At 71.3% G+C, this 13767-nt stretch carries 12 protein-coding genes and 1 pseudogene; 7 read left to right on the forward strand and 6 right to left on the reverse strand.

Annotated elements, in window-relative coordinates; translation table 11 throughout:
- Window positions 1–1670: pseudogene (locus tag DEP02_RS16755) on the forward strand (DEAD/DEAH box helicase); the annotation flags it as partial.
- A gap of 17 nt (window positions 1671–1687) precedes the next feature.
- Here the strand turns inward: DEP02_RS16755 and DEP02_RS34775 are convergent.
- Complete coding sequence (locus tag DEP02_RS34775; RefSeq protein WP_112468197.1) at window positions 1688–2794, reverse strand: pyridoxal-phosphate dependent enzyme; 1107 nt, start codon at window positions 2792–2794, stop codon at window positions 1688–1690.
- A 310-nt stretch (window positions 2795–3104) separates the two neighbouring features.
- Between DEP02_RS34775 and DEP02_RS16765 the strand changes: the two genes are divergently transcribed.
- From DEP02_RS16765 to DEP02_RS16785, 5 genes are all read left to right on the forward strand, one after another.
- Window positions 3105–3857, forward strand: coding sequence for a GntR family transcriptional regulator (locus DEP02_RS16765; RefSeq protein ID WP_112468181.1), 753 nt, complete (start codon window positions 3105–3107; stop codon window positions 3855–3857).
- 394 nt (window positions 3858–4251) lie between these two features.
- Complete coding sequence (locus DEP02_RS16770) at window positions 4252–4446, forward strand: SPOR domain-containing protein (protein WP_112468183.1); 195 nt, start codon at window positions 4252–4254, stop codon at window positions 4444–4446.
- Between the two features lie 42 nt (window positions 4447–4488).
- Entirely contained in the window at window positions 4489–4902 is a 414-nt protein-coding gene (locus DEP02_RS16775) for a (deoxy)nucleoside triphosphate pyrophosphohydrolase (protein ID WP_112468185.1), read from the forward strand.
- A gap of 153 nt (window positions 4903–5055) precedes the next feature.
- Window positions 5056–5484: an ATP-binding protein gene (locus DEP02_RS16780; RefSeq protein WP_112468188.1), complete on the forward strand. Its 429-nt coding sequence runs from the start codon at window positions 5056–5058 to the stop codon at window positions 5482–5484.
- A gap of 272 nt (window positions 5485–5756) precedes the next feature.
- Window positions 5757–8369 carry a SpoIIE family protein phosphatase gene (locus tag DEP02_RS16785; RefSeq protein WP_112468190.1) on the forward strand — a complete coding sequence of 871 codons (2613 nt, stop codon included), beginning with the start codon at window positions 5757–5759 and terminating at the stop codon, window positions 8367–8369.
- A 1-nt stretch (window position 8370) separates the two neighbouring features.
- On the opposite strand, the gene DEP02_RS16790 is transcribed toward DEP02_RS16785, so the two are convergent.
- Both DEP02_RS16790 and DEP02_RS16795 read right to left on the reverse strand, forming a co-directional pair.
- Window positions 8371–8574: a DUF397 domain-containing protein gene (locus DEP02_RS16790; RefSeq protein WP_112468191.1), complete on the reverse strand. Its 204-nt coding sequence runs from the start codon at window positions 8572–8574 to the stop codon at window positions 8371–8373.
- Window positions 8575–8578: 4 nt separating this feature from the next.
- A complete protein-coding gene (locus tag DEP02_RS16795) occupies window positions 8579–9430 on the reverse strand; it encodes a helix-turn-helix domain-containing protein (RefSeq protein WP_112468193.1) in 852 nt (283 codons plus the stop codon).
- 232 nt (window positions 9431–9662) lie between these two features.
- On the opposite strand from DEP02_RS16795, the gene DEP02_RS16800 reads away from it, so the two are divergent.
- Window positions 9663–10076 (forward strand): ATP-binding protein, encoded by a 414-nt coding sequence (locus tag DEP02_RS16800; RefSeq protein WP_112468195.1) that lies wholly within the window; start codon window positions 9663–9665, stop codon window positions 10074–10076.
- A gap of 187 nt (window positions 10077–10263) precedes the next feature.
- Here the strand turns inward: DEP02_RS16800 and DEP02_RS16805 are convergent, their stop codons facing one another.
- The 3 genes from DEP02_RS16805 to DEP02_RS16815 form a co-directional block, all read right to left on the reverse strand.
- Entirely contained in the window at window positions 10264–10962 is a 699-nt protein-coding gene (locus DEP02_RS16805) for an immunity 49 family protein (protein ID WP_232839160.1), read from the reverse strand.
- A 145-nt stretch (window positions 10963–11107) separates the two neighbouring features.
- A complete protein-coding gene (locus DEP02_RS16810) occupies window positions 11108–11932 on the reverse strand; it encodes an immunity 49 family protein (RefSeq protein ID WP_232839161.1) in 825 nt (274 codons plus the stop codon).
- A 38-nt stretch (window positions 11933–11970) separates the two neighbouring features.
- A complete protein-coding gene (locus DEP02_RS16815) occupies window positions 11971–13671 on the reverse strand; it encodes a hypothetical protein (protein ID WP_157977468.1) in 1701 nt (566 codons plus the stop codon).
- Window positions 13672–13767 lie beyond the last annotated feature (96 nt).

Below are 13767 nucleotides of genomic sequence, written 5' to 3' on the forward strand. Positions count from 1 at the left end.
GGCTGGACACGCGGCTGAGCGAGCTGCTGCCCGCGGCCCGGCCCGCCGGCGGACGGCTCCGGCTGGCGCTGACCGGTCGCGCGCGCCGTGAGCGCGCGCTCGCCGCGGCCGCCGAACTCGGCGGACTGCTCACCGAGGCCGCCGGCACCGACGTACACCTGCTGCTCGCCCAGGCGTCCACCGACCTGCTGCGCCCGGCCGTCTCCGACATCGAGGCCTGGGTCGACTTCGAGCTGCGCCCCGCGGAGTACTACGGCCGGCTCGCCGAGGTCTCCGAGCAGCGGCCGGACACCGCGGCGAGCGAGGGCTTCGTGCCGTCGGAGGTCGCCGAGCGGGTCCGCGCCCAGCGGCTCGACGACACCCACCGCCGGGTCTCCCTGCGCGGCTACCAGGAGTTCGGTGCCCGCTTCGCGCTCGCCCAGCGGCGGGTCGTCCTCGGCGACGAGATGGGCCTGGGCAAGACCGTCCAGGCCGTCGCGGCCCTGGCCCACCTCGCGGCCGGGGGACACAGCCACTTCCTGGTGGTCTGCCCGGCCAGCGTGCTCATCAACTGGACCCGCGAGATCCGCGCCCGCAGCACCCTGCGCGCCTTCGCCGTGCACGGCCCGGACCGGCAGGACGCCCACGCCGAGTGGCGCGAGCGCGGCGGCGTCGCCGTCACCACCTTCGACGTCCTGCACACCCTGCCCGCCCCGGACGGCACACTTCCGGGCATGCTCGTCGTCGACGAGGCCCACTACGTCAAGAACCCGGACACCCGAAGATCCCGGTCGGTCGGCGTCTGGACCGAGCGCTGCGAGCGGGTGCTGTTCCTGACGGGTACGCCGATGGAGAACCGCGTCGAGGAGTTCCGCGCCCTGCTGCGCCACCTCCGCCCGGACCTCGTGCCCACGGTCAGCGACACCGACGCCGCCGCGGGCCCGCACGCCTTCCGCCGCTCCGTGGCCCCCGCCTACCTGCGCCGCAACCAGGAGGACGTGCTCACCGAACTGCCCGCGCTCGTGCACACCGACGAGTGGGTGGAGCTCGGCCCCGCGGAACGGGACGCCTACCGCGAGGCGGTCACCGAGGGGAACTTCATGGCGATGCGCCGCGCCGCGTACGCCGGTCCGGAGACGTCCGCGAAGCTGCAGCGGCTGCGGGAACTGGTCGCGGAGGCCGCCGCGAACGGGCTGAAGGTGGTGGTCTTCTCCTACTTCCGGGACGTGCTCGACACCGTCCGCACGGCGCTGGGCAAGGACGTGTCCGGGCTCATCTCCGGGAGCGTCCCGGCGGCCCGCCGGCAGCAACTGATCGACGACTTCGCCCACGCGTCCGGGCACGCCGTCCTCCTCTCCCAGATCGAGGCCGGCGGCGTCGGCCTCAACCTCCAGGCCGCCTCCGTGGTGATCCTGTGCGAACCGCAGGTCAAACCGACCGTGGAACACCAGGCGGTGGCCCGCGTCCACCGCATGGGCCAGATACGCGCGGTCCAGGTCCACCGGCTGCTGGCCACCGACAGCGTCGACGACCGGCTGCTGCGCATCCTGGCGCACAAGGAGCGCCTGTTCGACGCCTTCGCCCGGCGCAGCGACATGGCCGACGCCACCCCGGACGCCGTCGACGTCTCCGACAGCGGCCTGGCACGCCGCATCGTGGAGGAGGAACAGCAGCGCCTGACGGGGCGTGCCGGGCCGGAGTACGACGGCTACGGCCGGGCCAGCCCCGACTTCAGGCCCGCGCCGCACAGCGGCACCACCGCCGACTTGCCGGCGAGGGACCGGTCGCGGACCGCTGCCCAGCAGACCGCGCCCGTCGACTCGACGTAGAGGCCGCGGGAGGCGAGGTCCAGCTGGGCGTGGCGGATCCGGTCCTCCGGCACGGTCAGGAAGGTGCCGCCCGAGTCGCGTACCGCGCGCAGGATCTGGCGGGCGCGGGGCGGGCGGGGGACGGCGATGCCCTCGGCGTACGTGGGGGCCACGGTGGTCGTGCCCGTGAGGTCCTCCGCGCCCTGCTCCCAGGCGTGGGCGAGCGGGGCGACCGCCGCGGCCTGCACCGCCCACAGCGCCGGGCGCCGGTTCAGCAGACCGGCCCGGTACAGCTCGGCGACGGCCAGCGCGGCGCCCAGCAGCAGGGTGCCGTTGCCCACCGGCAGGACCAGTACGTCCGGCAGGCGCCCGCCGAGGTCCTCCCACAGTTCGTGGACGTAGGTCTTGGTGCCGTGCAGGAAGTACGGGTTGTAGACGTGCGAGGCGTAGAACGTGTCCGGCTCGTCCGCCGCCCGTCGTGCGGCCCGGCCCGCCGCCTCGCGGTCGCCGTCGACCACCTCCAGGCGGGCGCCGTGCGCCTCGATCTGCTCCAGCTTCTTCGCCGAGGTGCCCAGCGGGACGTACACCGTGCACGGCAGCCGTGCGCGGGCGCAGTACGCGGCGATCGACGTGCCCGCGTTGCCGCTGCTGTCCGCGACCACCCGGCGCGGACCGGCGCGCAGCCCGACCTCGGCCAGCAGCACCGCGCCCCGGTCCTTGAAGGACAGCGTCGGCATCAGGAAGTCCAGCTTCGCCGAGACCTCGTCCGTCAGCGTCACGAGCGGGGTGCGGCCCTCGCCGAGGGACACGGTGGGAGCCGGCAGCGGCAGCGTCTCGGCGTACCGCCACAGGGAGTTGACCCGTCCGGTGAGGGACTTCAGGGGCGCCGGGGTGGGGGTGAAGTCGAGGTCCAGGGGGCCGTGGCAGGACGGACAGCACCAGGCGAGGGAGTCGCCGGGGACGCGGACGCCGTCGGTGGGGCAGTAACGATCCGGCAAAGGTGTCATGTCCACAGGTTACGGGCGCTGTTCGCCGACGCTGCGTCATGACCGCCGTGCGACACGTCCGTCACCCCGCGCGAGGCTCTGGGTCAGGCCGTCCGCCTGCCGTCCGTCCGCCGTCCGTCCGCCGTCCGTCGGCTGCCCGTCCGTCGGTCGGTGCGGAGGTGTGACGGCCGCCGGAGTGGGGAGAAAGTGCCTGGGTGATGCGCCCGCCCCCGGAAAGTCATCACATCGAGTGATTCTCTGGCCTTTGCTTGCAAGTACAACCCACGGTTGCCAGGCTGTTGCTGTCTGTACAAGCTGATGGGAGCGGCCAGTGACTTTCGGTGAGCAGCCGGCGTATCTGCGTGTCGCGGGTGATCTCCGCAAGAAGATCGTCGACGGTCTGCTGCCACCGCACACCCGTCTGCCCTCCCAGGCCAGGATCCGCGAGGAGTACGGCGTCTCGGACACGGTCGCCCTGGAGGCCCGCAAGGTGCTGATGGCCGAGGGCCTGGTCGAGGGCCGCTCCGGCTCGGGGACGTACGTGCGCGAGCGGCCCGTGCCGCGCCGCGTCGCCCGCTCCGGCTTCCGCCCCGCCGACGGCGCGACCCCGTTCCGGCAGGAGCAGGCGGACGTCGAGGCGCGCGGCACCTGGGAGTCGAGCAGCGTGCGGACCGAGGCGAGCGGCGCGATCGCCGAGCGGCTCGGCATCAAGCCCGGCGACCGCGTGATGTGCACCCAGTACGTGTTCCGGGACGCCGGCGAGGCGATGATGCTCTCCACCTCCTGGGAGCCGCTCGCCCTCACCGGCCGCACCCCCGTGATGCTCCCCGAGGAGGGTCCGCTCGGCGGCATGGGCGTCGTCGAACGCATGCGCGCCATCGACGTCATCGTCGACAACGTCACCGAGGAGGTCGGCGCCCGCCCCGGCCTCGCCGAGGAACTGCTCCTCCTCGGCGGCGTCCCCGGCCATGCGGTGATGGTCGTCCAACGCACCTTCTACGCCTCCGGCCGCCCCGTGGAGACGGCGGACGTGGTGATCCCCGCCGACCGCTACCGGGTGGCGTACCACCTGCCGGTGAAGTAGGTGGTGAGGCAGGTGCGGTACCGGTGCTGATGCCACCACCGGTGCGCTGATCCGCGCCGTGGTGCGCGCCCCTGGACATCCGCCGCACGGCCCCACCCTCCCCACCGCCCCGCACGGACGCCGCATTTCAGCCGTTTTCGCAGTTGTCCCCGCGGCCGCGGTATGCCTCCGAGGGGACGGACCGGGGCGCTCGCAGGGCGCGTTCGCCTCCGTGCGCCCCAGGGGCGCGATTTCCCGACTGGCCGGTTGTCCACCTCTTTGTGAAAAGCCGTATTCGCTGCGTGAAGGTTGGGCGTAGGCTCGGGCATATGCGGATTGCGGTTTCCTCGACGGGCGGGGCGCGATGGGGGCCGGAGGCCGGGCGCGCAGGGGCGGGAAGGAGAGGTGGGGCGCGATGAACGACGGCACGATCACCCTTCCCTGGCACGTCGTCCGTCAGGACGACAACGGCAATCGGTACAGCGTGGGCAGGTACGCCACCCGCGCCGAGGCCCAGAAGATCGCGGACAGCCTCGACGGCCCGGACACCCAGCTGTACTGGGTCGAACGCGTCGGCCGGCCCGGCGGCGGCACGAGCAGGGACGGCTGACCCCCGCGTCGCCCCCGCCCGCGCTCCCGTAGGCTCCGGCGCATGACCGAACGGATCGTGGTGGTGGGCGCCGCCCTGCTCGACGGCGACCGCCTGCTCGCCGCCCGCCGCAGCGCGCCCCCCGAACTGGCCGGACGCTGGGAACTCCCCGGCGGCAAGGTGGAGCCCGGCGAGTGTCCCGAGGGTGCCCTCGTGCGGGAGCTGCGCGAGGAGCTGGGCGTCGAGGCCGAGGTCGTCGAGCGGGTGCCGGGCAGCTGGCCGCTGAGGGCGCCGTACGAGCTGCGGGTGTGGACCGCGCGGCTGCGGCCCGGGTCCGCCGGGCCCGAGCCGCTGCAGGACCACGACGAGCTGCGCTGGCTCACGCCGGCCGAGATCTGGACCGTTCCCTGGCTGGAGCAGGACGTACCCGCCGTACGGCAGATCCTCGCCCGCCTGGGGACCGGTCCGCGGGCGTGAGGGGAGCTCCGAGCGGGCGTCAGAATCCGCGCGGCGCAGAAGACGTAGGGGCGCAGAGGGCGTAGTAGGGGCGCACCAGGGTGCGCCGGCGTGGGCGGTACCGGCACCCGAATACCGGGTATCTACCTATCAGTCCCATGAAACCGGACATGGGTGGGCTCGCTGGCCTGGGAAGTGATCGGCGTGATCGACACCGACGGGCACTGCGCCGAGTGGACCTTTCCCGCGGATCCCGGCGCGGTGCGCACGGCCCGTGCCGCCGTCCGCGGCCAGTTGCGCGACTGGGACCTCGAATCGCTCGGCGACACCGCGACCCTGCTGGTGAGCGAACTGGTCACCAACTCCCTCCAGCACGCCGCCGGCCCCATCGGCGTCCGGCTGCTGCGCCCCGAGAACCTGCCGAGGATCCTGCTCGTCGAGGTCTCCGACCCGCTGCCCGACCCGCCGCACGAGCACCCGGTCCGCCCCGACGACGAGAGCGGGCGCGGCCTGCACCTGGTCGCCTCCGCCTCCCGCCGCTGGGGCACCCGGACGGACAACACCGGCAAAACGGTCTGGTTCGAACTCGCGGTGCCGGGATGAGCCGGGCGGCACCGGGAGGTACCCGGGTTGTACACGCCCGACGGCGCTGTCGAGCGATCGCGGCCGGCCGGTGAAGGTTGTCCGCGAGGGGGATTCGATGGGGTCCTGCCTGGTTAGAAGACTGTTGGTGTTGTCACGGGCCGGACCGAAAAGCATCGGGACGGTCCTGTGATCGTGAACACCGTGTTGCGCGGCGCCGTAGTGCTGGATACTGCGTGCAGCCGCCCCCGGTGACCGGTGCCGGACGCGGTGAGCTGGAGGGGACGGTTCGCGTGAGCGAGATACCAGCGAAGGCCACGGAGTCCGAGGACCCGTCGGACGGCGCGAGGACAAGGTCCGCGGGTGGCGGCAGCGGTGACGAGGCGCCGCCCACGGACGCGATGTGGCAGAGCAGCCCGCCCGGCTCGATGTACGACTACATCAAGGTCGCCTCCTTCTCCATCGGCCCCGACGGCCTCGTCGACCAGTGGAGCCTGCGCGCCGAACAGCTCTTCGGCATCCCCGCCGAACGCGCCGTCGGAATGGACCCCATCGAGGCCTTCGTCGACCCCGACCTGCGCGAACAGGGCCAGCGCAAGATGGCCGAGGTCCTCGACGGGCGGGAGTGGACCGGTGTGGTCCCCTTCCGGGTCCCGGACGGCGGGACCGGACGGCGCGGCGAGGAGGGGCTGGCCGAGGTCTACGTCATGCCCACCCGGACGGCCGAGGGCGACAGGGCCGCCGTGTGCACCGTCGTCGACGTCCGCACCCTACGGCGTATCGAGACCGACCTCGCCGCCTCGCAGGCGATTTTCGGTCAATCCCCCTTCGGTTTCCTGCTCATCGACACCGACCTGAAGGTACGCCGCGCCAACGAGCGGTTCGCCTCCATCTTCGGCGGTACGCCGCGCGACCACCGCGGCAAGGGCGTCCACGACTACCTGCCGCGCGGCGAGGCCGAGCGGGTCGCCGCCACCCTGCGCCGGGTGCTGGACAGCGGCGAGGCCGTCACCGACCTGCACGTCACCGGCTTCGTACCCGGCTCGGACGAACGCCGCCACTGGTCCGTCAACCTCTACCGCGTCCACGGCGGAAGCGGCAGCCCCATCGGCATCGCCTGGCTCGGAATCGACACCACCGCCCGCCGCGCCGCCGCCCGCGAGGCCGCCGCCGCACGGCGCAATCTCGCCCTCCTCAACGACGCCGGCACCCGCATCGGCAACTCCCTCGACCTGGAGACCACCGCCCGCCAACTCCTCGACGTCGTGGTCCCCGGCTTCTGCGACCTGGCCACCGTCGACCTCTACCAGGGCCTGCTGGCCGGCGACGAGACCCCGCCCGGACTCGCCGACGGCAGCGCCGCACTGTGCCGCGTCGCCTTCGCCAGCGCTGTCTCCGACGCGCCGCTCAGCGGTACGGGGGCGCCCGTCGAACTCGGCGCCGTCCACCACTACCCCTTCAACTCGCCCTGCGCGGACGCCCTGCGCACCGCCCGCCCGGTGACCGTGCCCGGCGAGGACGGCGACCTGGTGCAGTCCACGCTGGCCGTTCCGATGGTCGCCCAGGACACCGTCGTAGGACTCGCGCAGTTCTCCCGGGCCAAGGGCAGCGAACCGTTCGGCCAACGCGACCGCGACCTCGCCGTGGAGCTCGCCGCGCGCGCCGCCGTGAACATCGACAACGCTCGCCTGTACCGGCGCGAGCACGAACGCGCGCTGATACTGCAGCGCTCCCTGCTCCCGCCCGGCGACCCCGAGGCCTCCGGCCTGGACATCGCCTGCCGCTACCTGCCCGGCAGCGCGGCCACCGGCCGGGCCGGCGAGGTCGGCGGCGACTGGTTCGACGTCATCGAACTCCCCGGCCACCGCACCGCGCTGGTCGTCGGTGACGTCATGGGTCGCGGCCTGCGCGCCGCCGTCGCCATGGGCGAACTCCGCACGGCGGTACGCACCCTGGCCCTGCTGGACCTCGAACCGGCCGAAGTCCTCTCCCAGCTGGACGAGATCGCCCGCGGCCTGGGTGCCCCCGGGGGCGTCCAGCAGGCCACCCGCGCGGCCCGCCGCCCCCGCGAGGCCGACCCCTCCGAGGTGTACCTGGCGACGTGCATCTACGCCGTCTACGACTCGGTCACCCGGCGCTGCACCTTCGCCAACGCCGGCCACCTGCCCCCTGTGCTGGTCGAACCCGGCGAGTCCGCCCTGATGCTGGACGTACCGCCCGGGATGCCGCTCGGTGTGGGCGGCGAACCCTTCGAGGAGGTGGAGGTGGAACTCCCCGAGGGCGCCCTCCTCGCCCTCTACACCGACGGCCTGGTCGAATCCCGCGCCCACCCCCTGGACGAGGGACTGGAGGCCTTCGTCGGTGCCCTCACGGACCCGTCCCGCCCGCTGGAGGACGTGTGCGACCACGTCCTCAACACCCTCGACTCCCACCACCGCGAGGACGACATCGCGCTGCTGATGGCCCGCGTCCAGGGCTTGCCCGCCGAGTCCGTCGGCGACTGGACCCTGCCGCGCGAGCCCCGCAGCGTCGGCCGCGCCCGCGAGGACGCCCGCGCCCAGCTGACCGCCTGGGACCTCGAGCCGCTGATCGACACCACCGAACTCCTCGTCAGCGAACTGGTCACCAACGCCCTGCGCTACGGCGAGGGCGAGATCAGACTCCGCCTCCTGCTCGACCGCACCCTGGTCTGCGAGGTCTGGGACTCCGGCCTCGTCCAGCCCCGCCGCCGCCGGGCCCGCGACACCGACGAGGGCGGCCGCGGCCTGCAGCTCGTCGGCCTCCTCAGCGCGGCCTGGGGCTCCCGCCGGACCACACACGGCAAGACGGTCTGGTTCGAACTCCCGCTCCCGGACGGCGAGAACGTCCTCACGGACCCGGCGGAGGCGCTGCTGAACCTGTTCTGACCTAGCGCCGCCCGGGGGCGGAGTGTCCCTTCAGGGCGTCCACGAAGGCGGCGAAGGCTCCGGCCGGGAAGGTGAGGGTGGCCCTGGCCGGGGCTTTCGAGTCGCGGATGGCTGTGTGAGTGGGGCGGTGTGCTATCTCCACGCAGGCGTTGCCTTCGCCGCCTCCGGAATAGGACGACCTCTGCCAGGTCCCAGGGGTGATCATCGCTTCACAGTTCCTTCGACAGCCTGTGGATGAAGTCACGCGAACGCTCGGGTGCGAGTGACGCTGCCTCCAGCCTACGGAAGAGTGTTCGGAAGCGGCTGAGTTGGGCTTCAGCATCGATGAACGTCGTGCCGTGGGGGCCGTCGCGCACCACGGTGTCCAGTTTGGGGATGGAACCGCCCGCGTACACCATGGCACTTCCCGCGCCCGCGAATCCGTCCAGGTCGAACGGGATGACGCGTACGGTGACGTGGCCGGCTTCGGAGAGTTCCAGGACGTGGGCGAGCTGAGCGCGTGCTGCGGCACGGTCACCGACCCGGATGCGCAGTGCCCCCTCGTGGATCACGGCCTCGTACGGGATCTGGTGGGAGCGCTCGATGATGTTCCTTCGCTTCATCCGGTGTTCCACACGCAGCTCCACCTCGCTCTCGGGGAACTCCGGGTTCACGTAGGAGAAGAGCGCGCGGGCGTAGTCCTCGGTCTGGAGAAGACCTGGGATGTGCAGGAAGTCCACGTCCCACCGGTAGGTGGCGTGGTGCTCCAACTCGGACAAGTCCAGGTACGGCGTGGGCAGGCGCCCTCGGTAGTCCTCCCACCAGCCGCGCGTGCGATCAGTCGCCATGGCCACCAGGGCGTCGATCAACTCATTGTCCGAACAGGCGTAGTGGGCCGCAAGGCGGCGCAGCCGCTCCTCACTCACGCCCGTGAGTCCAGACTCGATGTGACTGATCTGGACATGGCTTACCCCGAGCAGCGCCGCAGTCTCACGGGCCGTGAGGCCTGCCGCGTCGCGGAGCCTGCGCAGTTCCACCGCCAGGCGCGTCTGACGTGCCGTGGGTTCGCGCCTCGTGGTCATCAACTGCTCCTCGGTGTAACACGCCTACGGACGTGACTCGTTCGGGGGCAGGTTACGTGACCGACTTGCTCGACCGAAACTGTAACCCCTACCGTTGGTGATGCAACGCACACGCTGCGGAACCCCGGGGTGCCGGAAGCGCACCGCTCCGTCCTGCCATGACGGCTGCGGCAATGCCACCGCCCGGCCAACCGCGCCCCTCCATCACCAACCACACCGCCGGAGCTGACGCATGCCCGAAAACGCCGCCGACCCCTGGGAATACTGCCTGTACATCCCGAACGACCCCCGCGCCGTCACCGTCAGTCGCCGTACCTTGCGACTGATCCTGACCATGCACGGCCTGATCGGCCTGGTCGATGTCGCCGAACTCCTCGCTGCCGAGCTGATCTCCAACGCCGTACGGCACACCAAGGGGCCCGCCGCCCTGCGCGTACGGTGGTCCGCCGGCGTCCTGCGCATCGGAGCGTGGGACGCGGACCCTCAACCACCGGAGCCACCCGCTTCGTTGGAACAGATCACCGACATGGAAGAGGGGCGAGGACTGGCCCTGGTCCGAGCCTGCGCCGACCTGTGGGGCTGGCAGCCGTTGGCGCGGGAGGGCAACCGGGGGAAGGTCGTCTGGTGCGAGCTGGCCACCGCGTAGGCACCACGTCGATGCGGCGGCCTGCACATTCCAAGTGCTTGGCCGGCTGCACCACCCGGCGGGACGCGACCTCCCGGGGCTCAGGACCCCCACCCTGCTGAAAGCGTGAGCACCCGGCGGGCGAATGCAACTTGCGCACTCAAATGAGCGGCATGCGAACACTGGGGGCCGAGATGCTCCCCTTTTTTCAGAGGGGTATGTGCCTCCGCAGCGCGTCGGCCAGCGCCTTGTTGAATTCCGCGGGATCGCGGCGGATGACGCGGTAGAGCAGGATCAGCGGCGGATACAGGATCTTCGACATCAGATCCGCGTCCGTGTATAGCAGCGCTTCTGAGCCGGTGCCGTTGACTGCCGCGACGAGCTTGTCGCCTACGTCCTGGCGGCCGAGCCAGAAGCTCTGCAGCGCCTCCACCCAGGAGTAGACGTACTCGTCGAACACCGCGTCGAAGTCACGCAGCAAGGAGACGGGTACCTCGGCCAGCCGGCGCGGGCGGTCGTTGTCGCGGCAGATCATCGCCAGGTAGAAAGAGGTGACCCACGTCCCCGCATTCAGATGGGACTCGGGATCGGTCGCGGGGAGCGTGAGCTCCTGCTCCTTGATCCGGCAGGTGACGCTGGTGCCCTCGGGCGCGGTCGCCGGGGCGAAGAGCGCGGACCCGGTCTGCATGGCCGTGACCCAGGCCTCCCAGGTCTCGAACTTCACCGCCTGCGGATCCATCGCGCAGTGCTGCTGCGCCAGGGTGAGCGCCGCGCTCAGCACCTGGGGGCGCAGGACGGGCGAGTCGGCGAACTTGTCGAGGATCCGGTTCGCGGTCTCGTCGAGGGCGTCGAGAGTGTCCGACACGTCGTCCGTGGGGTACTCGTGGCGGGAGACCCTCGCGACCACTGGCTGCCTCCTGCTGATAGTCCTGCGGACCAGCGGCGGGCGGGTACTTCACCCTGGCTCGTCGGCCTGCTGGGCGCGGCGTGGGTCTCCCGCCGGACATCGTGCTGAGCCTGTGCGGTCGGCCTCAGACTTTGGTCCATGTGCTCTACGTGGGGAACTCACCGCACCAGTTGCGCCCGAGGAGGGCGGCGGGCAGGTATTCCGACTCGACCTCGATGGGGAAGCCCGCGTCATGGGCGAAGCAGGCGATGGCGAGCGGGGCGAGAGCGACGAGGCCCGAAGCCTGGAAAGCCCGGCTCTCCTCGGTCCAGTACTCCTTGTGCCACTGGAGGGCATTGGCGAGTGCCCGGTTGAAGCCGGCGTGGTCCTCGCGGATGAAGCGGTGGAACATCTCCATCGGCGGGTACAACAGCTTGCCCGCCGTCTCCGGGTCAGTGGCGACCGCCGGATCGGTGCCGTCGACCGCGGCCACCAGCTTCGAGCCGAGGTCCTGGCCTCCGAGCCAGTAGGTTTGGAGAGTGTCGATCCAGGCGTAGTGGTATTCGTCGAAGCGTGAACCGTTCTCCCGGAGCAGGGGCAGGGGTACGTGGCACAGGGCGGTGATCCTGTCCCGTTCCCGGCACACCACGGCCAGGTAGAAGGCGGTGATCCAGCTGCCCGGGGTCACGTACCACTGTGGGCCGGTGGCCTGAAGCGTGCGGTCCTTGTGCGCGATGCGGCACTGCACGTGGTCCTCGGTCGTGGTCGCGGCGGCGAACACGGCGGAACTGACCTGCATCGCGTTGACCCAGGCGTCCCATGTGGGGAAGATCGATGCCCGCGGGTCCAGCAGGCAGCGGGACTTGGCCAAAGTGAGCGTGATGCTCTGAGCGTCGCCCAGCCTGGTGGAGCGTTCTTCCAGACCGTCGATCAGCTCCTGCGCGTTCTCCTGGAGCACGGCGAGGCCCTCTTCCGCGTTCCCTGTGGGCAAGGGGGGGCGGGGGATGATCGAGACCAACGCGTTTCTCCTTAGAAGATCTTGAAGTGCTTCAGCCCGGCCCCAGCATACTGACCGGTGTTCTCGGCAGCCTGGACGAGAACGTACCGCAAGGTCTTGTTCTCGATGGCCTCTCGGATTTCCTTGGCGTACTTGGCATCGTTCGGAGAGAAGATGGCGCGTTCATCCATGTCGGCCAGAATTGTACGAACGTACTCGATCGTTCCCTGCTTCACCATGGTGCCGCTGTCGAGTTCACCGTTCCCTTGGCGCCAATCCAGTTTTGCGGTGGGGCCCTTCGCTTCGACGATGATGAGGTTGCCGTCCTTGTCGCGCCAGAGTTGGTCGAACCTTCTCGAACCGTTGGCTGTCTCGGGAAGGTCCGTGATCTCCTCGGCGCCTGCGAATTCCTTCTGCAGGAGCATGTGCCGGCGTGCGGCCTCTTCGCCGAGGGCCTCACCGAGCTTGCTGTTGTTGGAAACGCCCTCGCCGACCGTCTGGCTGAAGTGCTCCTGCGCGTCGGCGAGCGCCTTCGCGGTCTCATCGGTCGGGGTTGCCTCGAATGCCTTTTCGGCGCTCGTCAGATCCATGCCTGCCACGCGCTTGGCCGAAACGTCATCGAGGTGATCGAGGTTCTCCGGGGCGACCGTGTTCCGGCCCCTCTCCAAGGGGGTGAGATGGAAATTCTCCGGGTTCGCGTACGGCAGGTCGTCGGCGGCCATCCAGCCACCGCCCGGCTTCTCGACCAGCTTCGGCAGGAGTTGGCCGTCTACCATTTCTTCGGCACTGTTGCGCTTGCCGAGCCCCCACTTGTCGTAGTACTCCGCGCGCCAGACCGGATCCTCGTTGGCCAGCCGGACGTGCTCGCGGGTGATCGCCGCCCTTTCCTCGGGCGTCCGCTCGCCGGCCGGCTTCTCGCGGGCAGCCTCGTACTCCGCGCGGTGTCGTGCCGCTTCATCCGCGTTGCGGGCAGCGTCATCCGCGCCGAGAGCCGTGTTGTCCAGGCCGCCTGGGTGGGCGCCGCTCGTCGAAGGGGGCTCATGGTGGCCGCCACCCGTGCTCGGGTTGTCGGAGTGGGTGCCGCCCGTGGACGGGGGCTCGTGGTGGCCGCTGCCTGTGCCCGGGCCATCGGTGGACGGCGTGTCCGGGCGGCCCGCACCTGTGCTCGATGTGTCACTCCGGCCGCCGTGGAGGGCGTTGTCCAGTTCGTTCGTGGGCAGGTGGTTGCCCACGTGGCCGCCGGGCGTGTGACCTGCCGTGCCGCCTGGAGTCGTGTCCGGGCGGCCCGTAGGCAGGTCGTCGCCGATTCGGCCGGGGCCGCCCAGGTCGTCCCCGACCCGGCCCACGTCGCCGAGGTTGGTGTCCAGGCTGTTGCCCAGGCGGATGGGCCGGCCGGCCTGGTCGGCGGTGTGGGCGCCCGCGCCGACCAGGGCCGGTTCCTTGGCCGGGGAGTCCACGCGGGGCACGTCCGCGCCCGCGCCCGCGGCCGGGGCGCCCGGGGCCGGCCGGTCCACGATGTCCGTGGGGCCGGCCTTCCCGGCGTCCAGCCTGATATTGCCGTGCTCGTCCAGGATGTTGCCGTGGCGGTCCGCGAAGAGCATCGGATCGCCCTCGGGCGTGTTCAGCCGCTGCGCACCTTCCGGCACCACCGGCACATCGTCGGGCAGCCTGACGGTGCCGTCCGGCAGCCGGGCCGCGCCCGCCGGGAGGGACGCGCCCTCGGGCAGGCGCACCGTGCCGTCGGTGAGTCTGACCGTGCCCTCGGGCAGGACGATCGCGGTGTCCGGCAGCCGGGGGAGGTCGATGTTGCCGACGCCCTTCAGCGCCGC

It is taken from the genome of Streptomyces triticisoli (assembly GCF_003270085.1).
GTDB lineage: Bacteria > Actinomycetota > Actinomycetes > Streptomycetales > Streptomycetaceae > Streptomyces > Streptomyces triticisoli.

Coding starts and splice junctions, on each gene's coding strand:
- DEP02_RS16800 (WP_112468195.1), top strand. CDS start 9,663: ATGCCCGAAAACGCCGCCGACCCCTGGGAATACTGCCTGTACATCCCG.
- DEP02_RS16770 (WP_112468183.1), top strand. CDS start 4,252: ATGAACGACGGCACGATCACCCTTCCCTGGCACGTCGTCCGTCAGGAC.
- DEP02_RS16775 (WP_112468185.1), top strand. CDS start 4,489: ATGACCGAACGGATCGTGGTGGTGGGCGCCGCCCTGCTCGACGGCGAC.
- DEP02_RS16795 (WP_112468193.1), bottom strand. CDS start 9,430: ATGACCACGAGGCGCGAACCCACGGCACGTCAGACGCGCCTGGCGGTG.
- DEP02_RS16790 (WP_112468191.1), bottom strand. CDS start 8,574: ATGATCACCCCTGGGACCTGGCAGAGGTCGTCCTATTCCGGAGGCGGC.
- DEP02_RS34775 (WP_112468197.1), bottom strand. CDS start 2,794: ATGACACCTTTGCCGGATCGTTACTGCCCCACCGACGGCGTCCGCGTC.